Genomic DNA, 24,915 nt, shown 5'->3' on the forward strand with positions numbered 1-24,915 from the left:
TACTAGTATACTAGATATATACTAAAAGCAGGATTAAAAAGCCATAATAATAGCATTGAAAAAAGAATTAGGAGCAAGGAAACGGAGGTATTACACCATGAAAATGATTATGCGTTGGTTTCCCTTTGGGGATGACAGCGTGACCCTTGACCAGATCCGCCAGACACCGGGAGTTTCCGGCGTGGCGACTTGTCTGCCCAAGGTGCCTGTGGGAGAAGTCTGGCCCCTGGAAACCTTAAAAGCCCTGAAAGAGGAGATCAAAGAGGCAGGCCTTGAGATGGAAGTCATCGAAAGCGTCAATATCCATGAGGATATAAAGAAAGGCCTTTCTACCAGAGACAAGTATATTGATGCTTATATTAAGACCTTGGAGCATTTAAGCATGGCAGGTGTTAAGTGTCTCTGCTATAATTTTATGCCGGTCATGGATTGGGCCCGGAGCGATCTTGCATTTCCGGCAGAAGACGGAAGTTATGTCATGGCTTACCGTCATGATGAAGTGCTTCAGATGAACCCGGAAAAGATGGCAAAGGCCATGGAGGGAAAAGCCAGAGGATTTTCCCTTCCAGGCTGGGAACCGGAGAGGCTTTATGCCATGGCCCTTGATATTGAGTTTTACCAGTCAATGACAAGGGAGCAGTATTGGGATAATATGAAATATTTTCTGGATGCAGTGGTTCCCTATGCGGAAAAGTATGACATTAAGATGGCAATTCATCCCGATGATCCGCCATGGCCTCTTTATGGGCTTCCAAAGGTCATTACCAACGCGGAAAATATCAGGACATTTCTTGCCTTAAACACCAGTCCCCATAATGGGCTGACCTTATGTACCGGCAGCCTGGGAAGCGATTTAAACAATGACCTTCCTGCCATGATGGGGGAGTTTGGAGCCATGAAGCGGATTCATTTCGCCCATATCAGGAATGTCCGTCATATTTCGGAAAAGGATTTTGATGAGGCTGCACATCTTTCTTCCTGCGGAGATTTAGATATGTTTGCCATTGTAGAGGCACTGTATGAGTCCGGCTTTGACGGATATATCCGGCCGGATCACGGCCGTATGATCTGGGGAGAACAGGCCCGTCCCGGATATGGTTTATACGACCGGGCCATTGGAGCAAATTATCTCTTAGGTCTTTGGGAAGCCATTGATAGAACCCATAAAAACAGAAAATAGGAGGCATGGATTAATGAAACTGAATCGGTCCTGTTTAACAAACCGGGAAGCCTGGGAAAAGGCTTCTGTAAAGCTGCCGGAATTTGACTGGGAAAAAATGACAGAGATCACGGACAAGTCGCCGAAATGGATCCATTTTGGGGCAGGGAATATTTTCCGTGGATTTATCGCAGTGCTGCAGCAGCGCCTGCTGGAGGGCGGCCTTGAGGAAAGCGGCATCATAGCGGCAGATACCTTTGATTATGATATTATTGATAAAATATATACTCCTTTTGACAATATGACCATGATGGTCAGCTTAAAACCGGACGGAACCATGGACCGGGAGGTGATTGCCAGTGTTGCCAGAGGCGTAAAGGCCGATGTGGGCAATGAAAAGGATTTCGGATATCTGGCGGAGGCTTTTAAAAATCCGTCTCTTCAGATGGTAAGCTTTACCATTACGGAAAAAGGATATGCCCTGGCAAACTTCCGGGGAGAGCTTTTTCCGGTGGTGGAAAAGGACATGGAAGAAGGACCGGAAAAAGCCTGTCATGCCATGAGCGTAGTAACTGCTCTTCTTCTTAAGCGGTATCTGGCAGGAGGCTTTCCTCTGGCATTGGTCAGCATGGACAATTGCAGCCATAACGGGGAGAAGTTAAAGGACAGCATCGTTTCCATTGCAGGAGCATGGACGAAAAAAGGGTATGCTCCCGAAAGCTTCCTTTCCTGGATTCTGGATGAAAATAAGGTATCCTTCCCCTGGTCCATGATCGACAAGATCACTCCCCGGCCTGCAGAGGTAGTGCAGAAGCTGCTGGAGGAGGACGGGATCGAAGACATGGCGCCTATCATCACCAGTAAAAATACGTATATTGCGCCCTTTGTCAATGCAGAGATTCCTCAGTATCTGGTAGTGGAGGACCGTTTTCCAAACGGACGCCCTGATCTTGAAAAGGCAGGGGTATACATGACGGACCGGGATACGGTAAATAAAACAGAGCGAATGAAGGTTACCACCTGCTTAAATCCCCTGCACACGGCCCTGGCGGTGTTTGGCTGCCTGCTGGGATATAACAGCATTGCCGCAGAAATGAGGGACGAGGATTTAACAGCTCTTGTGGAACGGATCGGCTATAGGGAAGGCCTTCCGGTGGTTACGGATCCTGGGATCTTAAGTCCGGAGGATTTTATCAGAGAGGTTATTGAATACCGTCTGCCCAATCCCTTTATCCCGGATGCTCCCCAGAGAATTGCAACCGATACCAGCCAGAAGATCCCCATCCGATTTGGAGAAACCATAAAGGCTTATCTGGCGGATGATACCCTTGATGTGCAGACTCTGACGGCTATCCCCCTCTCCATTGCCGGCTGGCTCCGTTATCTCCTGGGCGTGGATGATGAGGGAAATCCCATGGAAATCAGCAGCGATCCCATGCTTTCGGAATTAAAGGAACAGTTAAAGGGAATTAGGCTGGGAGAAAAACCTGATGGAGAGGAAGGGCTTGAAGAGATCCTGTCCAATCCCCTTCTTTTTGGAACGGATTTGGTTAAAGCGGGTCTGTCAGGAAAGATCGAAGCCATGCTTTATGAAATGCTTAAAGGTCCCGGAGCGGTGAGAAAGACTTTGCATCTATATGTAAAATAAGATTTTGAAAATGGGGAACCGCTGATTATGGATTGAAATCAGCGGTTCCCTGTGTTAAAATGGGCCTATCAAAAGGACAGTACCAGAAAGGCGGACAAGGCCCATGAACATACAGATTTTTGGAACCAAAAAGTGCTTTGACACCAGGAAGGCAGAGCGCTATTTCAAGGAACGGGGAATCAAGTACCAGTTTATTGATATGAAAGAAAAAGGAATGAGCAAAGGCGAGTACCAGGGTGTTAAGCAGGCCGTGGGAGGACTTGAGGCTATGCTTGATGAAAACTGCAGGGACCAGGAAACCCTGGCTCTTATCAGATACATTGCCGGTGAGGATAAGGATGAAAAGATCCTGGAGAACCAGCAGGTATTAAAAACCCCTATTGTCAGAAACGGAAGGCTGGCTGCGGTTGGATACCGGCCGGAGGTTTGGAAGAATTGGAACTAGAATTTTGATGTAAACAAAGAACAAGGAGAGAACGGAATGAGAAAACCAGAGAAAGATCAAAAATGGGTATTCAATCAGGAGATAGAAGGAGAACAGGCAGCAGAAGGTGTTGTCAGAAAGATTCTGGCATACTGTGATGGTTTGATGTGTGTGGAAAACAAGTTTGAGAAGGGGGCAGTGGGAAAACTTCACAGCCACCCTCATACCCAGATCACCTATGTTGCCAGCGGAAAGTTTGAGTTTACCATAGGAGATGAAACAAAGGTTGTAGAAACTGGAGACAGCCTTTTAAAGCAGGATGGAATTGTTCATGGCTGCCTATGTCTTGAAAAGGGGATCTTAGTGGATATTTTTACGCCTATGAGAGAAGATTTTCTATAAATAACAGGTTCTCAGAAGATGGAAAGGCTGAAAGAAGAAATCCTTCTTCCCTATCCACTGGGATATAAATATGGGACATGTGAAATAAATCTATTGATAAAAATGGTATAATATGCTATAAAGAAAGCACATTGAAATTAAAGGAGGTGATAGGGATGGGAAAGTATGTTTGTGAACCATGCGGATATGTGTACGATCCTGAAATCGGTGATCCAGATTCTGGCATTGAGCCAGGTACTGCATTTGAAGATTTACCCGAAGATTGGGTTTGCCCAGTTTGCGGAGTTGGTAAGGACATGTTTGTTGCGGAATAAGATTGCGGCATTTGCCGAATGAATATGCAGGCATATTCGTACGGTTCATTGCTTGCACAAATAAAAACCTTCAAGCCCGGCAGGTAATCTGCCGGGCTTGAAGGTTTTTTTCCAGTATCATGAATCATACTTGGGTGAGTATGCAGCTTTCATTATAATAAATGGAAGGTCAGAACAAGTGATGCAAATACAATGGAGACCATGGAAGTGAGTTTTATCAGAATGTTGATGGATGGCCCGGAAGTATCCTTGAAGGGATCGCCCACGGTGTCGCCTACTACAGCAGCTTTATGCTGGCTGCTCCCTTTTCCCCCATGTGCGCCCTGTTCAATATACTTCTTTGCATTGTCCCATGCTCCTCCGGAGTTAGCCATCATAACAGCAAGAACAAACCCCGTAACAGTATTGCCGGCAAGAAGAGCTGATACACCTTCCGGCCCTAATAAAAAGCCAATAGCAATTGGAATGACAACCGCTATCATGGCCGGTGCAATCATCAGCTTTTGAGCGGATCTTGTACACATATCAACGCAGGAAGCATAATCCGGTTCCGTTTTTCCTTCCATAATTCCAGCTATGGTCTTAAATTGACGGCGGACTTCCAATACAATGGATTGTGCGGCTCTGCCTACGGCATCCATGGTGAGTGCTGCGAATAAAAACGGTAATACACCGCCAATTAACAGTCCCACCAGTACTTTTGGATTGGTTATGGTGAGATCCAGATTTAATTCCGGTTGGATTTGATGTACTTTGTCAACATAGGAAGCGATCAGCGCAAGAGCGGTCAGGGCTGCGGAGCCGATGGCAAATCCTTTTCCTGTGGCAGCGGTGGTATTGCCAAGAGAGTCCAGGGCGTCTGTTCTCTGTCTTACGGAAGCATCCATATGTGTCATCTCGGCAATGCCGCCGGCATTATCAGCAATTGGTCCGTAAGCATCCGTAGCCAGTGTAATGCCTAAGGTGGACAACATTCCTACAGCAGATAAACCGATGCCATAAAGTCCAAGGTTAAAATCATTGGCACCACCGGAACAATAGTAACTTACAAGTACAGAAATACTTACAATGACGACCGGTGCAACAGTAGAAAGCATGCCAAGGGACAATCCGCTGATGATGACGGTTGCTGCTCCTGTTTCACTGGATTGTGCTAATTTTTTGGTTGGACTATATGAATCAGATGTGTAATATTCTGTGATCGCCCCGATTAAAACTCCTGCAATCAATCCTGAAAGAACAGCAGCATAAAGTCCCATTTGACCGGGAAGCAGCAGCTTTATGATGAAAAACGCTGCAATAATAATGATTGCCGCACTAATATAGGTACCGGTCCTAAGAGCCTTGAGAAGATTCTTCTGAGAGGCACCTTCCCCTGTCTTGACAAAAAAAGTACCAATGATGGAGGCTATAACACCCAGCGCCGCCAGCAGCATGGGGATGGACACGCCCTTGATCCCGTATCCTGCAGCAACGGCAAGAGCCGCTGTTGATACGATGGAACCTACATAGGATTCATAGAGATCAGCGCCCATTCCGGCTACGTCCCCTACATTATCCCCTACATTATCGGCAATAACAGCCGGATTACGGGGATCATCTTCGGGAATACCGGCTTCCACCTTACCCACAAGATCAGCTCCCACATCGGCAGCCTTGGTAAAAATACCGCCTCCAACCCTGGCGAAAAGGGCCATGCTGGATGCGCCCATTCCAAAGGTCAGCATATTCGCTGTTATTTCTGTAATCCGTTGGTCTGCTGGAAGATGATGAAAGGCTCCGTTTAAAATGAAATACCATATGGAAAGATCCAGAAGACCAAGTCCAACCACGGTAAATCCCATGACTGAACCGGCAGAGAATGCCACCTGGAGCCCCTTATTCAGACTTTTTGAAGCTGCTTCTGCAGTTCTGCAGTTAGCCATGGTTGCTGTCCGCATACCGATGAATCCGGACAGACCTGAGAAGAACCCACCCGTTAAAAATGCAAATGGGGTAAAAAAGCTTAAGAAACCGCTAAATGCCATAATTAATAAGATACAAAAAACTGCAATAAAAAATATAGCAACCCCTGAATACTGGCGTTTTAAGTAGGCGTTGGCCCCTTTTCTTACAGCTTCAGAGATCCGGGCCATTTCCGGGGTGCCCTCCGGTTGCTTTTTAACACGACGGTACATGATCCAAGCAAAAATAATCCCCAACAATGACCCCATTGATACAAAATAAATTGCATCCATTTACTCATACCTCCTAGTTTATTTTTGATGATTCCATTATAGTACAGTTTAATGTGAATTTCCAACAAAGATGCCGTTAATTTTCGTTAAAAAAAGTACGATTTGACCAATGGGAATCAATGGATTTGGGTAAGCTAAAAACCCCCTGATCCTCATGAGTGAGGGCAGGGGGTTTGAAGACGCCGGCAGTACTTTTTATGGACAAGTTTTTTGTTATGGATTCTAAACCCTGAGGCTTAGGCCGGCAGCTTTCAGCTCACGCCCGGTCCCTTGCTTTCAGAAACAGGAGGAAGGGTTGCAGTTCCTGCATTCTGGCTGTTGGTATCCTGGGGTGTCTGGGATTCCTGAGCTGTTTGATTTGCCTGGGCTGTCTGGGTAAATGTCGATTTTCCCGCTTTTTGCAGATATTCCATGATCCCTTTTGCATCGGCCTCTCCCAGTGCCTTATACTGTTCTTCCGTTGACAGGAACAGGGTCAAGTCGCTGGTGTGGTTTATAAAGCCGTGTTCAATGATAAAGCCTCGGATCCCGTACATTTGAGAATAGCGGGGAATGGCATAATAATCGGCCTGGCTTCCGTCAGGAAATAAGGTTCCGTTCTCTGAATCCCGGAGGAGCAGTCCCCGGTTGTGAAGCCCCAGAGTGTTTAACTGCTTTAAAATGGTATTGGCGGCTTCCTGGGACTGGAGGGCCAGGTCGTTGTTATAGCGGCCGGTCCTGGGAGCCATGGAGCTGGCTCCGTAAGCATTTTTCACCGTACCGTTCCCCAAAGCCGAGTCCACATGCTGGCTTACAAAAAGGTCCGCTTGCACAGAGGCGGCAAAGGCAGCCCGCTGATCCAGGGCGACAGTTGTTTCCACACTGTCCTTTGTTAAGTAAACCGTATAGTTGGAAAACTGTTCCAGATACTGCTTTGTGTAGGACGCGATCTTCATGGTGATCTCATCTTCATAATAGGTGACTCCGTTATATTCAAAGTGGCATCCGGAATAATGTCCGCCGGTTTTGCCGTGGCCAGGGTCCAGGACTACCACAAAGTTGGAGGTGCCTCGTACGCCTGGTCCGATTTGAGGGGCTGTTGTTTTGGTTACGGGAGGTGCAAAGGCCGGTCCGGTTTCTTCTTCTGCCCATGAGACGGAAGAGGAAGTGGCCGATATAAGGACGGCAAGTAAAAGGGCCTTTGCGGCTGCAGGAAATAAGTTCTTTAATTGTGTCATGATTGATCCTCCAGAATAATGGCATTTTATCTTGTATTATAACACTTCCCGGCAGATTCTGTAAATGGCCTTCTATGAATTTGTCAATTATTGTGGTAAAATGTACCGATATAAAATAACAGATAACGGAGACTAAAACATGAAGTATTATTTTGCCCCCATGGAGGGGATCACCGGCTATATTTACCGGAACGCTCATCATATGTTTTTTAATCAGATAGATGTGTATTTTACTCCTTTTATTGTGCCGACCCAGAACCGGAAGTTTACCTCCAGAGAGAAAAAAGATTTTCTGCCGGAGAATAACAAGGGATTTCATGTCATTCCTCAGATTCTCACCAATAAAGGAGATAATTTTATATGGGCGGCAAAGGAGTTGAAGCAATACGGATATGAGGTAGTGAATTTAAATTTAGGCTGCCCCTCTCCTACGGTGGTTTCCAAGGGCCGCGGATCAGGCTTTCTTGGGGAACCGGACTTACTGGAGGCTTTCTTTGACCAGATTTTTTCTGAGCTGGACATGAAAATTTCCGTAAAGACCAGGATCGGAATGAACAGTCCTGAGGAATTTGGAAGGCTTATGGAAATTTATAACAAATATCCCCTAGAGGAGCTGATTCTTCATCCCCGGGTCCAGAAGGACTTTTATAAGAATGAACCTAACTGGGAGGTTGTGAAAGAGGCGGTTTCCTTAAGTAAAAATCCTTTATGCTATAACGGAAACCTGTTTTCCGTGGAAGATTATAAGAAATTCACCACGTTCTTTCCCTCTGTAGACCGTGTCATGCTTGGGAGAGGGCTGGTGGCAAATCCAGGCCTTGCAGGGGAAATAAAGGGCAAAGGAAACATGGAAAAGGGACAGTTAAAGGCTTTTCATGATGAGGTTTTAAGAGGATACGAAGAGATCATCTCCGGGGACCGCAATGTCCTGTTTAAGATGAAGGAGGTGTGGGCGTATATGATCCAAATGTTTGAGGGCGGCGAAAAACATGGAAAAAAAATCCGTAAGTCCCAGCACCTTGGAGAGTACCGGGCAGCAGTGGACAGCCTGTTTGGTGAGCTGGATTTCAAGGAGTCCGGAGGGGCTTTTGACGGAAAATAAGAATAAAATCCATGCTTATAAGAAAAACATAAAATGATCATAAATTTTTTTAATGAATCAATTGGCATTTTAAGCTTGAACTCTTACTTTGTGAGGCTTCAGGCGTTTTTTTATGCTTCATTTCACGGCCTTTACTTTCGTGGTAAAAAAGAAGAAAATATTTAAGAAGCGAATATTTAGTATGTCAATGGTTGAAATTAACTATATGTTGTGGTATATTTTTACATGTGAGATTTAATAACAGTTATTGGTATTAATATAAATCGTGGAATGGCGGGAATTTTAAATGGATAAGAGAAACGGAAAACAGGAAATTCTGGAATACTTTGAAGAGGTGCCTGAGCTGGAGGGGGTTTTGGAAAAAATCCGGCAGGAGTGGGATTTTGCGCCATATGGTCTGGAACACCTCTCCGTAAAATTTACAGGATTCTGCAAGAAAAACATGAGCCTTGAAGATCGCCTTGGAGCGCTGATCCAGGCGGCGGCGGAGCTGACCACCCAGGAAGCGCCGGACTGGGAGTATATAGGAGCAAGGCTTCTCATGGTGGAGTTTAATATCCGGTTAAAGGCAGAACTTGGCCGGAGGCAGATTGGAAGCCTTTATGATAAAATATGTTATCTGACAGAGGAGAGGCTCTATGGAGATTACATCCTGGAAAATTATAAAAAGGAAGAAATCGACCGGTTTGAAAGGTATATGGATCAGACGAGAAACCATCTGTTCAATTATTCCGGGCTGGAGCTTCTGCTTAACCGGTATGTGATCCGCAGCCGTCAGAATGCGCCTTTGGAGACTCCCCAGGAAATGTTCCTGGGAATTGCCATGCATCTTGCCATGAAAGAGACCGTTGACCGGGAGTCCTGGGTGAAACGGTTTTACGACATGCTCAGCACCTTAAAGGTCACCATGGCAACCCCCACCCTTTCAAATGCCAGAAAGCCTTACCACCAGCTTTCCTCCTGCTTTATCGATACAGTACCGGACAGCCTGGATGGCATTTACCAGAGCATTGACAGCTTTGCAAAGGTGAGTAAATTCGGGGGAGGCATGGGCCTTTATTTTGGAAAGGTCCGTGCCGCAGGAAGCGACATCCGCGGCTTTAAAGGAGCGGCGGGAGGCGTGATCCGGTGGATCAAGCTGGCCAACGATACTGCCGTGGCAGTGGACCAGTTGGGAATGCGGCAGGGGGCTGTGGCGGTTTACTTAGATGTGTGGCACAAGGATCTGCCGGAATTTCTCACCCTTAGGACAAACAATGGAGATGACCGCATGAAGGCCCATGATGTTTTTCCTGCCGTCTGTTATCCCAACCTGTTCTGGAAGCAGGCAAAGGAAGACATAGAGGGGGACTGGTATTTAATGTGCCCTCATGAAATCCTGACAATAAAGGGCTGGGCATTGGAAGACTTTTATGGAACCCAGTGGGAGGAGCGTTATCTGGATTGTGTAAGTGACAGCCGCATCCACAAGCGGATCATCCCCATTAAAGATATCATCCGCCTGGTTTTAAAGAGCGCGGTGGAGACCGGGACGCCTTTTACCTTTAACCGGGATATCGTAAATGAAGCCAACCCCAACAGCCACTGCGGCATCATTTACTGTAGCAATCTTTGCACGGAAATTGCCCAGAATATGAGCGGTGTGGAACAAATAGAGCAGGAGATCCGCAGTGTGGATGGGGAAACGGTGGTGGTTACTGTGACAAAGCCGGGAGACTTTGTAGTTTGTAACCTGGCAAGCCTTTCCCTTGGAAAGATTGATTTAAAGGATACCCAAGAACTGGCGGAATTGACCAGATGCGCCATCCGGGCTTTGGACAATGTGATCGATTTAAACTTTTTCCCTGTGCCCTATGCAAAGGTCACCAACCTTCGCTACCGCCCGGTGGGGCTTGGAGTGAGCGGATATCACCACATGCTGGCAAAGAACGGGATCTCCTGGGAATCCCAGGAGCATCTGGAATTTTCCGACCGGGTGTTTGAGGCGATCAATTATGCTGCAATAGAGGCCAGTTGTGACTTTGCTAAGGAAAAAGGGAGATATGACCTGTATGAAGGCAGTGAATGGCAGACAGGAGCATATTTTGACAAGCGGGGATATTGCTCTGAAAGATGGAAGGGCCTTCGGGAAAAGGTGGCAGCCTGCGGCATGAGAAACGGCTGGCTCCTTGCCATAGCGCCTACCAGCAGCACCAGCATGATCGCCGGAACAACGGCCGGGCTGGACCCTGTTTTAAACCGGTATTATCTGGAGGAAAAAAAGAGCGGCCTGGTGCCCCGGGTGGCTCCGGATCTGTCGCCGGAGACATTCTGGAAGTATAAAAACGCCCATTACATTGACCAGAAATGGTCTGTGCGGGCGGCAGGCGTCCGCCAGCGCCATGTGGACCAGGCCCAGAGCATGAACCTTTATATCACCAATGACTATACTCTCCGCCAGGTGCTGGGGCTCTATATCCTGGCCTGGGAATGCGGTGTGAAAACCATTTATTACATCCGGTCCAAGAGCCTGGAAGTGGAAGAGTGCGAGGCCTGCTCCAGCTAAAGGGGCCTTCTTGAGAATAATAATACAGGAGAAAGTGAAAAGACCATTATGGAACAATTAAAAAAAAGGCCCCTTTTTCATCCCGATGGAGAGATTGAAGTAAGGAAACGGCGAATGATCAACGGCAACACCACAAACCTCAATGATTTTAACAACATGAAATATACCTGGGTCAGCGACTGGTACCGCCAGGCCATGAATAATTTCTGGATACCTGAAGAAATTAATCTAAGCAGGGACAGAAAGGATTATCCCTTATTAAGCCCCCAGGAGCGGAGAGCTTATGATAAGATATTGTCTTTCCTGGTGTTTCTAGACAGCATCCAGACCGCCAATCTGCCGGCTATTGGGGAATATGTGACCGCCAACGAGATCAATCTCTGCCTTTCCATTCAGACATTTCAGGAGGCAGTGCACAGCCAGAGCTACAGCTATATGCTGGACACCATCTGCGAACCTCAGACGCGGAATGAAGTACTCTATCAGTGGAAGAGCGATTCTCATCTTCTTGCCCGTAATACTTTTATCGGGGATTTATATAATGAATTTCAAAAGGATAAAAGCGCCTTTGCCTTTATGAAGACGGTTATGGCTAATTTTATTCTGGAAGGCGTGTATTTTTACAGCGGATTCATGTTCTTTTATAACCTGGGGCGAAATCATAAAATGATCGGCTCTTCCCAGGAGATCCGTTACATCAACCGGGACGAGAACACTCATTTGTGGCTGTTCCGCAATATCATTCTGGAACTGGAAAAGGAGGAGCCGGAGTTGTTTACCGGGGAACGGGTGGAGGTTTACCGGAGCATGATCAGGGAAGGCTGTGAGCAGGAGATCGCCTGGGGCTGTTATGCCATCGGAGATGAGGTACCCGGACTTACGAAGGAAATGATCACGGACTATATTATGTATCTGGGAAATTTACGGTGTGCAAGCCTTGGATGGGGCCATATTTATGAAGGTCATGACAGGGAGCCGGAAAGCATGACATGGGTCAACCAGTACAGCAATGCCAATTTGATCAAAACGGACTTTTTTGAAGCGAAAAGTACGGCCTATGCCAAGAGCAGTGCCCTGGTGGATGACCTGTAGCAGATAAAAATTTGCGGTATAAATAATTGATAAATTTCGATAATAATAATTGTTTTTATTTTAACAATGTGTTATAATAAGAAAAACAATTCTTAAGGAGGTTATTTATGGAACGCATTGTGGTAATCGGCGCAAACCATGCCGGAACGGCAGCAATCAATACAATTTTAGATACTTATAAAGACAAGGAAGTCATTATATTTGATTCCAATGACAACATCAGTTTTCTGGGCTGTGGTATGGCTCTTTGGATCGGGGATCAGATCCATTCCTCTGAAGGCCTGTTTTATTGCAGCAAAGATATCTTTGAAAAAAAGGGTGCGAAGGTCTATATGGAAACCAAAGTAGACCGCATTGATTATGATAAAAAGCTTGTTTACGCTGAGGGAAAGTATGGCCAGAGATACCAGCAGGAATATGATAAACTGATTCTTGCAACAGGTTCTCTTCCCATTTCTCCTGATATTGAGGGGAAAGAGCTGGACAACGTCCAATTTGTAAAGCTGTTTCAGAATGCCAAGGATGTCATTGATAAACTGCACAATGACTCTTTGAAAAATGTGGTTGTGGTAGGGGCAGGGTATATCGGCGTTGAATTGGCGGAAGCCTTTTGCCGTGTGGGGAAAAAGGTCACCCTGATCGACAACATGCATACCTGCCTGTCAGGCTATTATGACCAGGAATTTTCAGATATTATGTCCGAAAACCTGACGAGCCATGGCATTGAGCTGGTTTATGGGGAAACCGTGAAAAAGCTGGCTGGAAACGGCAAAGTGGAAAAAGTGGTCACCGACAAAAAGGAATACAGTGCCGATATGGTAGTGCTGGGGATCGGCTTTAAGCCTAACAATCAGTTGGGAAAGGACGAGCTGGAGTTATTCTGCAACGGAGCATATCTGGTTGACAAACGGCAGCAGACCAGCCAGCCTGATGTATATGCCATCGGCGACTGTGCAACTGTTTTTGACAATTCCATCCAGAAAACAAACTACATTGCCCTGGCAACCAATGCCGTGCGTTCCGGAATCGTGGCTGCCCATAACGTCTGCGGCACACCCCTGGAATCCATCGGCGTCCAGGGATCCAATGGGATCTGTATCTGGAACCTGAAAATGGTTTCAACAGGAATATCCTATGCAAAGGCCAAAAAGCTGGGGTATGATGCGGCGGCAGCGGATTATGAGGATACCCAGAAACCGGCCTTTATTGAGCATGATAATTACAAAGTGAAAATCAGGATTGTTTATGATAAGAAAACCCGGATCATCCTGGGGGCCCAGTTGTGCTCAGAATATGATATTTCCATGGCAATACACATGTTCTCCCTTGCGATCCAGGAGCAGGTCACCATTGACCGGTTAAAGCTGACGGATATTTTCTTCCTGCCTCATTTTAATCAGCCCTATAATTATTTTACGATGGCTGCGCTTCAGGCGAAATAGGCTGGATCAGGCGTTAAATCCAAGATCTGGAAAAAGAGAGTTTTTAAAGGAAAAAAGCAGGTGCCGGATCATTCCCGGCGGGGAATGGTCCGAAGGCATCATGTTGCAAGGTGATGTTGTCAGATAAAGGGCAGGTCTTGACAATTGGTTTCATTCATGTTAGTATGAGAATGCTCTCTTGGAGAGTACCAGTCAGGGGCAGTACTGGTTTCGACAGGGGCTATGAAGCTGGTGAAGCTATCCGCATGCGATGCGTTAAATGGCAAAAATAAATATAAACGCTAACAATAACGAATTAGCATTGGCTGCTTAATGCAGCTTGTCGGCCTTAAGGCACTCACACTTTAAGATCCCGGCATCGACGATGTGAGAAACGACGTGTGCAAAGCTTTGAGTATACGGACGTAATATGAAGCTACTGAAGCTGTCAGGGTGTTAGTTCCCGGTCAGTGGAGGGAATGTCAATAAACTGACTATGATAGTAGAAGAACAGGGGATTGGTTTTTGGACACGGGTTCAACTCCCGTCTGCTCCACTAAAAAAAGTCTGGTAGATACCAGGCTTTTTTGTTTGTGTTGCATTTCTTGTTGGGCAGATAATAAGTTAATTAGGAAACGTATTTACTAATGGCATGTGATTACTTTAATTCTGAAAAGAATGAAGAAATGGCGCAGCTTTTACGCCACGCCACACGTAAGCCTATTTATTTAAGGACTCAGTTGATTAAAAACCCCCATGACGCTGACCTGTCCGTAGCCCCATGTTGGATTTGGATATGAGAGGTAATTACTCCGATGGGCACCTCTTATGATCAGTTTATTAATATCCTTCCCGGTAATGGTGGTATAATGGCCCCGAAGAATGGCCCACTCCATGATCATGGCCTGTATTCCTGCAACGTGTGCGGCAGCGGCTCCGGTACCGGTTGCACTTCCATAGCCTTTGTCCGGTAATGGGCATGTAAGCTGAAATCCGGGAGCGGCAACATCGGGGAGGGGAAGTCCGATGGCAGAAAATCCTCTGCTTGATTCTATGAGAATGCTGTCATTATATTGATTATATGCAGTTACCGTAAGAGGATTATCGGCATTCCCCGGATTTGTAATGGTGACATCCGCTGTTGCCTCAAGAAAGTATGTATCGGTTGTTATGATGGGACCGGAAGGCAGCCATGCGTGAAAGACAGATGCACGCTTATCCATGTTTGTGACTCTGATCTTCCATAGGCCGCTTACCGCTTGTTTAAAACGTACCAAAATAAGCTGCATGCTGCTTTCTTCTTCCAGAATGATATTATTGATGTATAAGGTGGTAGAACCGTAAATAAATCTAAATTCCCGGCATTCATTAAATCTGGGAAGGATGATCTGGGTATTTTCGCCAAATGGCGTTGCAATGGAAAAAGACAGCCGGTATGGAGAATGGTTCCATAGCTCAAAAAAGAAATCCGGGTCTGATTGATCAATACGCAGTTCGAAATTTTTAGTATAATCCGGAGCTTCAAGAACCCCTTGATAATGTCTGCTGTTGCCCCCTTCATTTCCGGCACCCACGCATGCGGACATTCCATGATAGGTGGCTAAGTTGTTTATATAGGAAGGAAGGGTTCCCACTCCGCTGTGATCGCCCTGGCTGGATCCCACTCCAATGCATATAACAAGAGGACGATCCAGCTTTAAGGCTACGGAACGAAGGTATTCGATGCCCAGCATGATATCGGTTTCCAGATAGCAGTCAATATCATTTCTGACACAAAAAATTTGGCGGTTGTATGATTTGGCCTGTTTTAGCTTGACAATTACCAATTCTGCCTGAGAAGCCACTCCGCTGAAATCTTCCCTTAAGTCAGGGGATCCGGCAGCAATACCGGCCAGCATCGTGCCATGTCCATTCTCGTCAAAGGTTGGAACAATGGAAAGAGGATCATGGTCCATCAACGCATTGTTAATGGAATCTTTTCTGTATTCGCTGCCAAATGTAAAATTTTCCGGAGGCGTTCCGTCTGTTATGGCCTGATCCCATATGGAGTAAATCCGTGTGGAACCGTCGTTGTTAAGAAACGCCGGATGGCGATAATCGATTCCAGTGTCAACAAATCCAATGAGAACACCCTGGCCAAACAAAGAAAAATTAGGGTTGTATTGAAAGGATTTTACAGTGGATTTTTCCAGGCTATAGGTAGAATTAAGGGTGAAGATATGAGGAAATATTGTGTAAGGCTGGTTTCCGAGAAGGCACATACGGAACTCACTGGCAGGTGCATGAAGTACAGAGTATCTGTCGTTTATAAAAGTCAAATCGTATGTTTGCCCCAGGATTTTTGCAAATTCATTGTTGATTAACAGATCAATATAATTTTCATCTAATATTTTAATGTCTGACCTCCTATGCAACAAATTTCAGTTTTAATAAATATATGATTTCCTGTGAAGGAAAATGATAAATCGTCGATGGCCGGGTTTTATTGCGGTTTATGTGTTGAGACGAACAAACTGCACCCGGATAGCAGCACAGACCCCCTCTTTCACATCTTGTCTATGTGTCCCATATAATATAGTACATTAATAAAAAGAGGGGTGTAAAATATGTGTTGCTTTTTCGGAGGATGTAGGAATAACTGTAGATGCAATAACAACTGTTGGTGTAATAACAATTGCAACAATAATTGCGGCGGAAATGATAATTGTGAAGAAGAAAAAAGGAGAGCATACTGGGCTGGCTTCAGAGATGGGTGCAATGATCCCCGCTGCCGTTGGCGCAATGAAAATGAAAATTGCTAGAAATAGGAAAGCGGAGGTCTGGATAGAATTCAGGCCTTCGCTTTTACATAAATATCCGGGTGCAGGATTCCTATGGTCCGGTTATGAAAATAATACAGACACAATTTCCGGAGATGGGGCATATGCTGAATGATATGATAAAAGTGTCAAAGGAAATACAGGACAATGCGCAGGGAGAAAATGTGGCGAAATCGCTTTTCAGATGGAAAGCAGTATGATTATGGGGCCTTTAGGCCTCAGATAAAAGGGATATCCTGTTACAACAGGGCTGCGGAGTGTGAACCAAAGATTACAAGGCAGGTCTGGACAATGGCAAAGCGGGCGGGAATGGACATGGAAGGAATGGAAAACCGCATAAAATCCAGGGATTCGTATTTGAAAAAGATCCAAAGGAAATACGGCCCAGGCTGCCAGGTCTACGAGGTAAGGGACATATTAAGATATACTTATACGGCTTCCGCCGAAGAGCTTGCGGAGAAGACCTTAAAGGCCATGGAGCTTTATTGGGAATCAGGCTATGATACGGTTGAAATCAAAAATTACTGGCTTGACAGGCAGAGTCCTTATAAGGGGATCAACACCATCCTTCGTTCCCCTGACGGTCAGATTTTTGAATTACAGTACCATACGCCGGAGAGCTTTTCCATAAAGAGCGGGAAAATGCATGAATTATACGAAATGCAAAGGCCCATCAGGGATATGAGCAGCAAAGAGTACCGGGAGCTGTGGAATCAGATGCTTCAGCTATCCAATTCCGTAAAACTTCCCAAAGATATAGAAAAAGTGAAGCAATGAGAATGAGCTCCTGCTTATTCCATTAACCGCCATGAAAAATCCATAATCCTTATGGGTGCCATGGCGGAAAGTTTTTGTGACTGGGAATGGAAGAATAAAAATGGGTTATGATAGTAAGAAAATTCACAAAATTTTCAAAATTTACCGGGTTGTCAACTGGGACGTAAGGTGATATACTGCCATATAGTTAATTAGCTAATTATTAGCAGGCTAACAGAAAGGGGATAGTTTGTAAATGAAACCAATATGCCCGTTCCGGGATAAAGGATTAAATGGGAACCTTTCACCGACCCATGGCGTGATGGTAAGATATATGAGGATCATGAAGCTGCACCGCTGCATTCTGGATGAACGCTTAAGGGAGACAGGGGTATACCGCAGCCAGCACCAGATCCTTATGATGCTTTCCGAGCACTCCAATGCATCCCAAAAGGAGATCGCAGAACGCCTTTATGTGTCCACCGCAACCATCGCAGTATCGGTAAAGAAACTGGAAAAAGGGGGATACATCACCCGGGCCGTAGACCAGGAAGACAACCGGATGAATAAGCTTTGCCTGACAGAAAAGGGAAAACACATGGTGGAGCACAGCAGGGATTTTTTTCACAATGTGGAAGCGCGGATGTTCCATGATTTTTCCAAGGAAGAATTGGCTGTCATGGGGCAGTATCTGGACCGGATTTATGACAATTTATCTCAGATCCCTTTAGAAAAGAACATGACAGAAAGAGAGGATTGATAACTTGAAACGATATTGGAAATATATCAGGCCATATCTGGGAGCCTTTATCCTGGCTCCCCTCCTGATGCTGACAGAAGTATTAGGGGAAATCATGCTCCCCAAGCTGACCTCCATGATCATCAACAACGGAGTCGCCGGAAGGGACATAGGATACATTTTAAGTATGGGGGGGAGAATGCTTGCTATCGCCGTTGTTATGGCGGCAGGAGGAATCGGAGGCTCCTATTTTTCTTCCAAGGCTTCCATTTGCTTCAGCACGGATTTAAGAAAGGACGTGTTTCATAAAGTCCAGCAGTTTTCTTTTGAAAATATTGATGAGTTCAGCACAGGGTCCCTGGTCACCAGGCTGACCAACGATATCCAGCAGATTCAGAATGTGGTTATGCTGAGCCTGCGTCTGATGTTCCGGGCACCGGGTATGCTGATCGGAGGCCTTATTATGGCCTATATCATGAACCGTCAGTTAATGGTGGTGCTGCTGGCAGTGGTCCCCATACTCATCCTGACGATCTTCATCATTTTAAAGATGGCGTTTCCCCGTTTTGAGGCCATGCAGAAGAAGATCGACCGTTTAAATTCCGGGGTGCAGGAGGCTTTGACCAATGTGCGGGTGATCAAGTCCTTTGTCCGGGAAGATTATGAGGAAAAGAAATTTCAGGTCACTAACAGGGATTTAAAGGAAAGCAGCTTAAATGCCATGAAGATCGTCATAACCAGCATGCCTGTGATGATGCTTTCCATGAATTTCGCCACACTTGCCGTGGTATGGTATGGAGGGAATTTAATCATCGACGGAAAGATGCCGGTAGGTGATCTGACTGCCTTTACTACCTATATTGTCCAGATCCTCATGTCCCTGATGCTGCTGTCCATGGTATTTTTACAGGCTTCCCGCGCCATGGCTTCCTTAAGGCGTGTCAGAGAAGTCCTGGATACGGAAATCGATTTAACCGATGAACATGGGACGGAAAAATCTGCCCAGGTCACAAGGGGAAAGGTAGAATTCAGGAACGTTTCCTTCCAGTATGCAAAGGAAACCGATGAAATGGTTTTAAAGCACATTGATTTTACTGCAGAGCCTGGAGAGACCATTGGAATCATCGGTTCCACAGGAAGCGGAAAAACATCTCTCGTGCAGATGATCCCCCGCCTTTATGATGCGGATGAGGGACAAGTCCTGGTGGACGGCATTGACGTAAGAGATTATTCCATCAGGAACCTTCGAAAGGGAGTCGGGATGGTTTTGCAGAAGAATATCCTTTTTTCAGGAACCATTGAAGAGAATCTCCGGTGGGGAGACGAAGATGCAACCATAGAAGAAGTGGTCCTTATGGCAGAAAGCGCCCAGGCCGACGGCTTTGTTTCCGGTTTTAAGGATGGGTATGACACGGATCTGGGTCAGGGTGGTTCCAATGTATCCGGCGGACAGAAGCAAAGGCTTTGTATTGCCAGGGCCCTGTTAAAGAAACCGAAAATACTGATCCTGGATGACAGCACCTCTGCTGTGGATACGGCAACGGAAGCCCGTATCCGCCAATGCTTCCAGACCACCTTAAAGGACACCACCAAATTCATCATTGCCCAGAGGATCGGCTCCGTGGAAAGCGCGGATAAAATCATAGTCCTTGATGATGGACAGATCGCAGGCATTGGATCCCATGAAGAACTGCTGGAGTCCTGCGAAGCTTATCAGGAAATTTATTATTCCCAGAGAGAACGAGAAGAGGAGGCAGGTGCATAATGGATAAGCAGAAACAAATAGAAAGCTTAAAAAAGCGTTACGGCCGGTCTTCCCTGCCAGCCAAGAACCGGGGACCAATGGGCGGACGTGAAGGAAACCGGCAGATAAAAGGCGGTCTTCCGAAGAATACCAAGGCAACCATCTTCCGTCTGATGTCTTATTTAAATGAATACAAGGTTTTCATGGGAGCGGCGCTTTTCTGTGTCCTTGTGGGCACACTTGCCATGTTGGCCGGCTCTTATATGCTGCGTCCCATCATCAATCAGTATATTGCACCTCCAGGCGGCGGAAGGGGAAGCGTTACAGGACTTGCAAAAGGTCTTATTATAATGGGAATCGTTTATCTCATTGGTGTAATCGCCAACTATGCCCAATCCAGGATCATGCTGACGGTGGCGCAAAATGCCCTGCAAAAGATAAGGGATGACTTGTTTGGCAAGATCCAGGCCCTTCCTGTGAGGTTTTATGATACCAATAACACCGGAGACCTTATGAGCCGGTTCAGCAACGATGTGGATACCATCGGCCAGATGTTAAGCAATACCTTGATCCAGCTTTTTACCGGGGTATTAAGCATCATCGGCACTCTGGCGCTTATGATATATACTAATATATGGCTCACTCTGGTGACCATAATCATGATACCGGTGATGATGAAGGTGGGCGGCTTTGTGGCCTCCAGAAGCCAGAAGTTTTTCTCTGCCCAGCAAAGCTCCCTTGGAGCTGTCAACGGATATATAGAAGAAATCATCAGCGGCCAGAAGGTGGTGAAGGTGTTCTGTCATGAAGACGTGGCAGAGGAAGAATTTGAGATACTCAATGAGGATTTAAGGAACAACATGATTCATGCGCAGTTTTTCGGAGGAGTGATGATGCCGGTTATGGGAAATTTAAGCCAGTTGAACTACATCCTGACTGCATGCATCGGAGGGCTGCTTTGTGTGCTCCGGGGCTTTGATGTAGGCGGACTGACTGTGTTTTTAACCTTTTCCAGGCAGTTTAGCCGGCCCATTAACGAGATGTCCATGCAGGTGAGCAATGTTTTTTCCGCCCTTGCAGGAGCGGAACGGGTATTTGCCATTATGGATGAAGAACCGGAGCCGGCAGACGATGAAGACGCGGCAGAGTTAGAGCCTATGAACGGATTTGTAGAGCTTAAGAATGTAACCTTTGGCTATAATCCTGACAAGGTGATATTAAAGGATTTGAGCCTTTATGCAAAGCCTGGCCAGAAGATTGCCTTTGTAGGATCTACGGGAGCGGGAAAAACCACCATCACAAATTTATTAAACCGTTTTTATGATATCCAGAGCGGGGAAATTACCATTGACGAAGTGGATATCCGGCATATCAAGCGGGAAAACCTCCGGCATAACATTGCCATGGTCCTTCAGGACACCCATCTGTTTACTGGGACCGTTATGGAGAACATCCGTTACGGAAGGCTTGATGCAACAGATGAAGAGGTGATCCAGGCGGCAAAGACAGCTTCTGCCTATTCCTTTATTATGAGGCTTCCGGCCGGTTTTGATACGGTGCTGGAAGGTGACGGGGCCAACTTAAGCCAGGGGCAGAGGCAGCTTTTAAACATTGCCAGGGCAGCTATTTCACAAGCGCCGATTCTGATCCTGGATGAAGCGACCAGCTCCGTGGATACCAGAACAGAAAAGCATATTGAACGGGGGATGGACCGTCTTATGGCGGACCGGACCACATTTGTCATCGCCCACCGGTTGTCTACGGTACGCAATGCCAATGCCATCATGGTATTGGAAAACGGGGAGATCATTGAGCGGGGAGACCATGAGGATCTTCTGAAACAGAAAGGCAGATATTATCAGCTTTATAACGGGACAGTGGAACTGGATTAAACAAAGGCTACGGCCTGTATTCCCATAGGGGAGCATTGGAGTAAACGGCAGTCATGCAGTCATTCATGATTCCGTTTTCAAATGCTCCCTTTTTATTTATTAAAAATTCTAATAAATAAAGGGGGTAAGTGATAAAATTAATCGTTTGGAATGGAAGAGAAGTCTTTGAAAATTATGATATTTTAACAAAAATTTCACAAAGAAGAGTGTATGAAATTAAGAACACTGTCAAAAAAAGGTGGGTTATGGGGATTTACGAAAAAGGAACAGGATTAATTGTATTTATATGAAAACAAGACAAGGTCTTCTTTTGTAAGAGATGTTAATTATTTAACACAGGATAACAGCCTAAAACAAGGTTTCATTACTGATAAATAAAAAAAGTTGTATATAAAACACAGTATACAATATCTTTTATGCATTGTTTCGGTTTGGGAATTATGTTATACTGTTTCAGGAGGCAAAATGCTGAATTTTTGCCAGGAAAGACAAAGAATTGTATAGAAAGAAGGTTAGTTAAATGGGTCTGGCTACATTTAAAGGCGGCATTCACCCTTACGAGGGAAAAGAATTGTCGGAAAATAAACCTGTACAAGTGCTGCAGCCAAAAGGCGAGATGGTGTTCCCGCTGTCCCAGCATATCGGCGCACCGGCAAAGCCTTTGGTGGCAGCAGGTGATCAGGTGCTGGTTGGACAGAAGATCGGAGAGCCGGGAGGCTTTATTTCCGCCTGCGTGATCAGTTCCGTTTCAGGGACGGTAAAAACCATTGAGCCAAGGCTGGTTTCAGGCGGCTCTTTGGTCCTGTCGGTTATCATTGAAAACGACGGGAAGTATCAGACGGTAGAAGGATTTGGCAAAGAACGTGATCCAAAGACTTTGTCAAAGGAAGAGATCAGGAACCTTGTAAAAGAAGCTGGGGTAGTAGGACTTGGGGGTGCAGGATTTCCCAGCCATGTGAAGCTGACACCAAAAGACGAATCAAAGATTGATACGGTCATCGTCAATGGTGCGGAGTGTGAGCCGTACCTGACTTCCGATTACCGGATGCTGTTGGAAGAGCCGGAAAGTATCATTAAAGGACTTAATATAATCCTTCAATTGTTTGACAATGCAAAGGGAGTGATTGCCATTGAGAGCAACAAGCCGGAAGCCATTAAGCTGATGACAGAGCTTGTAAAGGATGAGCCAAGGATCACTGTCTGTCCTTTACAGACTAAATACCCTCAGGGCGGCGAGCGCACCCTTATTTATGCCGTAACAGGAAGGAAGATCAATTCCACCATGCTTCCGGCAGATGCAGGCTGTATGGTAGACAATGTGGATACGGTGATTTCCATTTATAATGCTGTTGCAAAGAGCATTCCTTTGATCCGCCGGATCATTACAGTGACAGGGGATGCCATAACCAATCCACAGAACTACAATGTGAGGATCGGGACCAGCTATACGGAGCTTTTAGAGGCTTCCGGCGGCTTTCGGACAGAGCCGGCAAAGGTGATCTCCGGAGGGCCGATGATGGGACAGGCTTTGTTCAACTTCAATATTCCCGTTACAAAAACCTCCTCTGCCCTTACCTGTCTGACAAAGGATGAGGTGGCGGAAAATGCGCCCAGCGCCTGTATCCGCTGCGGAAGATGCGTAAAGGTATGTCCGGGCAATATTGTTCCCCAGATGATTATGGAAGCGGCGGAACGGTCTGACATGGAGCGGTTTATAAAATTAAACGGCATGGAATGCTGCGAATGCGGCTGCTGTGCATATATCTGCCCTGCCAGAAGGCCTCTTACCCAGGCATTTAAAGAGATGCGCAAAGAAGTTGCGGCAAGCAGAAAGAAAGCGTAGGAGGAGGAAGCATGAGTAAATTGTTAAATGTATCATCATCGCCTCATACCAGGGATCAGGTCACAACACAGAATATTATGCTGGATGTTGCCATTGCCATGATTCCTGCAACTGCGTATGGTGTATATCAGTTTGGGTTAAAAGCGGCGCTGATTTTGTTTGTCAGCGTATTGTCCTGTGTTCTCAGTGAATACGTATTTGAATCCCTTATGGGAAAACCAGTTACAATAAGCGACGGAAGTGCCCTGGTGACCGGGCTGATCCTGGGCCTTAACATGCCTCCGGCGATCCCTCTGTGGATCCCATTTCTGGGCGGTGTATTCGCCATCATCGTGGTGAAGCAGCTCTATGGCGGCCTGGGCCAGAACTTCATGAACCCGGCTCTGGCGGCAAGATGCTTCCTGCTCATTTCTTTTGCAGGCAAGATGACCACTTTTACATACAATGATGCGGTTGCCGGCCCTACTCCTCTTGCCGCATTAAAGGCAGGAGAGGCAGTTGACTTAACAGCCATGTTTATTGGAAAGATTTCAGGAACCATCGGCGAGGTGTCTGTGATCGCCCTGCTTCTGGGTGCAGCCTATCTGTTGTTCAGAAGGGTGATTTCCATCCGGATCCCGGCTGCTTATCTCATCACCTTTGCCGTATTCGTATTTATTTTCGGCCGTCATGATCTCACCTATGTCCTGACTCATTTATGCGGCGGCGGCCTTATCTTCGGAGCCTTCTTCATGGCTACCGATTATGTGACCAGTCCTATCACTCCAAGGGGGCAGATCCTTTTCGGCATTCTTTTAGGCGTGCTGACCGGATTGTTCCGTCTTTTCGGAGGCTCTGCGGAAGGCGTTTCCTATGCAATCATCATCAGCAATATTCTGGTGCCTTTGATTGAGAAGATCTCTCTTCCGGTAGCATTTGGAAAGGAGGGAAAGTAAGATGAAAAGTGGCGGATATATGAAGGATGCGTTGATTTTATTTCTGATTACCCTGATTTCCGGTTTTTTGCTGGGCGGTGCTTATCAGATCACAAAGGAGCCCATTGCAAAGGCAACTGAGGCAGCGAATCAGGCAGCGTATAAAAAGGTATTTCCGGAAGCGACTGATTTTACATCGGATGATGAAATGAAGGCAGCCGTGGAAGCCTGCAACACAGAACTCCTTTCCCAGAATTTTGGAAAAGCAGCCGTGGACAATGCCCTTCGGGCAGTGGATGGAAGCGGGAATGTCATGGGATACGTGATCACTTCCCGTTCTGATGACAGTTACAGCGGTGTTGTGCAGATTTCCGTAGGAATTAAGGAAGACGGAACCATTAACGGCATTGAATTTCTGGCAATCAGTGATACTCCGGGACTGGGCTTAAAGGCCAAAGAACCGGCATTTAAGGGCCAGTATGCGGGAAAGAACAAGGAATCCCTGGCTGTTACCAAATCCGGCAATGCCGGTGACGGGGAGATCAATGCCATCAGCGGCGCAACTATTACATCAAGCGCGGTAACCAATGCAGTCAATGCCGCATTGTATTACGTGCATCACAGTATAGAACGGTAGGAGGTGGGAA

General features: G+C 46.2%; 21 protein-coding genes and 1 other RNA gene. 19 read left to right on the forward strand and 3 right to left on the reverse strand.

All coding sequences use genetic code 11. The annotated features are described in order from the left end of the window. Nucleotides 1–97 precede the first annotated feature (97 nt). The 5 genes from uxuA to rd all read left to right on the forward strand — a co-directional run bounded on the left by uxuA (nucleotide 98) and on the right by rd (nucleotide 3,947). Entirely contained in the window at nucleotides 98–1,180 is a 1,083-nt protein-coding gene (gene uxuA / locus ACYVD3_RS04325) for a mannonate dehydratase (RefSeq protein ID WP_460641275.1), read from the forward strand. Between the two features lie 13 nt (nucleotides 1,181–1,193). Then, nucleotides 1,194–2,807: a mannitol dehydrogenase family protein gene (locus ACYVD3_RS04330; protein WP_460641276.1), complete on the forward strand. Its 1,614-nt coding sequence runs from the start codon at nucleotides 1,194–1,196 to the stop codon at nucleotides 2,805–2,807. Nucleotides 2,808–2,910: 103 nt separating this feature from the next. Continuing rightward, entirely contained in the window at nucleotides 2,911–3,252 is a 342-nt protein-coding gene (locus ACYVD3_RS04335; protein ID WP_460641277.1) for an arsenate reductase family protein, read from the forward strand. Between the two features lie 36 nt (nucleotides 3,253–3,288). Next, nucleotides 3,289–3,633: a cupin domain-containing protein gene (locus ACYVD3_RS04340; RefSeq protein WP_460641278.1), complete on the forward strand. Its 345-nt coding sequence runs from the start codon at nucleotides 3,289–3,291 to the stop codon at nucleotides 3,631–3,633. A 155-nt stretch (nucleotides 3,634–3,788) separates the two neighbouring features. Then, complete coding sequence (gene rd / locus ACYVD3_RS04345) at nucleotides 3,789–3,947, forward strand: rubredoxin (RefSeq protein ID WP_460641279.1); 159 nt, start codon at nucleotides 3,789–3,791, stop codon at nucleotides 3,945–3,947. Between the two features lie 152 nt (nucleotides 3,948–4,099). Here rd and ACYVD3_RS04350 read toward each other — a convergent pair whose 3' ends face one another. Then, nucleotides 4,100–6,184, reverse strand: a complete 2,085-nt coding sequence (locus ACYVD3_RS04350; protein ID WP_460641280.1) for a sodium-translocating pyrophosphatase — start codon at nucleotides 6,182–6,184, stop codon at nucleotides 4,100–4,102. A 251-nt stretch (nucleotides 6,185–6,435) separates the two neighbouring features. Further along, nucleotides 6,436–7,401, reverse strand: a complete 966-nt coding sequence (locus tag ACYVD3_RS04355; protein WP_460641281.1) for an N-acetylmuramoyl-L-alanine amidase family protein — start codon at nucleotides 7,399–7,401, stop codon at nucleotides 6,436–6,438. A gap of 139 nt (nucleotides 7,402–7,540) precedes the next feature. Here ACYVD3_RS04355 and ACYVD3_RS04360 point away from each other — a divergent pair, with 139 nt between their 5' ends. The 5 genes from ACYVD3_RS04360 to ssrA all read left to right on the forward strand — a co-directional run bounded on the left by ACYVD3_RS04360 (nucleotide 7,541) and on the right by ssrA (nucleotide 14,120). Next, entirely contained in the window at nucleotides 7,541–8,503 is a 963-nt protein-coding gene (locus ACYVD3_RS04360) for a tRNA dihydrouridine synthase (RefSeq protein ID WP_460641282.1), read from the forward strand. Between the two features lie 286 nt (nucleotides 8,504–8,789). Next, nucleotides 8,790–11,048: a ribonucleoside-diphosphate reductase subunit alpha gene (locus tag ACYVD3_RS04365; protein ID WP_460641283.1), complete on the forward strand. Its 2,259-nt coding sequence runs from the start codon at nucleotides 8,790–8,792 to the stop codon at nucleotides 11,046–11,048. Between the two features lie 48 nt (nucleotides 11,049–11,096). Continuing rightward, nucleotides 11,097–12,140: a ribonucleotide-diphosphate reductase subunit beta gene (locus ACYVD3_RS04370; protein WP_460641284.1), complete on the forward strand. Its 1,044-nt coding sequence runs from the start codon at nucleotides 11,097–11,099 to the stop codon at nucleotides 12,138–12,140. A gap of 107 nt (nucleotides 12,141–12,247) precedes the next feature. Then, nucleotides 12,248–13,582, forward strand: a complete 1,335-nt coding sequence (gene nox, locus ACYVD3_RS04375; RefSeq protein WP_460641285.1) for a H2O-forming NADH oxidase — start codon at nucleotides 12,248–12,250, stop codon at nucleotides 13,580–13,582. Between the two features lie 195 nt (nucleotides 13,583–13,777). Further along, nucleotides 13,778–14,120, forward strand: a transfer-messenger RNA (tmRNA) gene (gene ssrA, locus ACYVD3_RS04380). Between the two features lie 169 nt (nucleotides 14,121–14,289). Here ssrA and ACYVD3_RS04385 read toward each other — a convergent pair. Further along, nucleotides 14,290–15,822, reverse strand: coding sequence for a S8 family peptidase (locus ACYVD3_RS04385; protein WP_460641286.1), 1,533 nt, complete (start codon nucleotides 15,820–15,822; stop codon nucleotides 14,290–14,292). A gap of 445 nt (nucleotides 15,823–16,267) precedes the next feature. Here ACYVD3_RS04385 and ACYVD3_RS04390 point away from each other — a divergent pair, with 445 nt between their 5' ends. From ACYVD3_RS04390 to ACYVD3_RS04430, 9 genes are all read left to right on the forward strand, one after another. Next, on the forward strand, nucleotides 16,268–16,495 hold the full coding sequence (locus ACYVD3_RS04390) for a hypothetical protein (RefSeq protein ID WP_460641287.1): 228 nt from the start codon (nucleotides 16,268–16,270) through the stop codon (nucleotides 16,493–16,495). Nucleotides 16,496–16,527: 32 nt separating this feature from the next. Continuing rightward, on the forward strand, nucleotides 16,528–17,157 hold the full coding sequence (locus ACYVD3_RS04395) for a hypothetical protein (protein ID WP_460641288.1): 630 nt from the start codon (nucleotides 16,528–16,530) through the stop codon (nucleotides 17,155–17,157). Nucleotides 17,158–17,392: 235 nt separating this feature from the next. Next, a complete protein-coding gene (locus ACYVD3_RS04400; RefSeq protein ID WP_460641289.1) occupies nucleotides 17,393–17,896 on the forward strand; it encodes a MarR family winged helix-turn-helix transcriptional regulator in 504 nt (167 codons plus the stop codon). Nucleotides 17,897–17,900: 4 nt separating this feature from the next. Next, entirely contained in the window at nucleotides 17,901–19,640 is a 1,740-nt protein-coding gene (locus ACYVD3_RS04405; protein ID WP_460641290.1) for an ABC transporter ATP-binding protein, read from the forward strand. Further along, nucleotides 19,640–21,511 carry an ABC transporter ATP-binding protein gene (locus ACYVD3_RS04410; protein ID WP_460641291.1) on the forward strand — a complete coding sequence of 624 codons (1,872 nt, stop codon included), beginning with the start codon at nucleotides 19,640–19,642 and terminating at the stop codon, nucleotides 21,509–21,511. Before ACYVD3_RS04405 ends, ACYVD3_RS04410 begins: the two co-directional genes overlap by 1 nt. 128 nt (nucleotides 21,512–21,639) lie before the next feature. Continuing rightward, the gene (locus ACYVD3_RS04415) at nucleotides 21,640–21,801 is read left to right on the forward strand and encodes a hypothetical protein (protein ID WP_460641292.1); all 162 of its coding nucleotides are present in this window, start codon (nucleotides 21,640–21,642) and stop codon (nucleotides 21,799–21,801) included. A gap of 230 nt (nucleotides 21,802–22,031) precedes the next feature. Then, nucleotides 22,032–23,354: an electron transport complex subunit RsxC gene (rsxC, locus tag ACYVD3_RS04420; protein WP_460641293.1), complete on the forward strand. Its 1,323-nt coding sequence runs from the start codon at nucleotides 22,032–22,034 to the stop codon at nucleotides 23,352–23,354. An 11-nt stretch (nucleotides 23,355–23,365) separates the two neighbouring features. After that, nucleotides 23,366–24,289 carry an RnfABCDGE type electron transport complex subunit D gene (locus tag ACYVD3_RS04425; protein ID WP_460641294.1) on the forward strand — a complete coding sequence of 308 codons (924 nt, stop codon included), beginning with the start codon at nucleotides 23,366–23,368 and terminating at the stop codon, nucleotides 24,287–24,289. Nucleotide 24,290: 1 nt separating this feature from the next. Next, complete coding sequence (locus ACYVD3_RS04430) at nucleotides 24,291–24,905, forward strand: RnfABCDGE type electron transport complex subunit G (protein ID WP_460641295.1); 615 nt, start codon at nucleotides 24,291–24,293, stop codon at nucleotides 24,903–24,905. Nucleotides 24,906–24,915: the final 10 nt, after the last annotated feature.

Source organism: Lacrimispora brassicae (assembly GCF_054772055.1).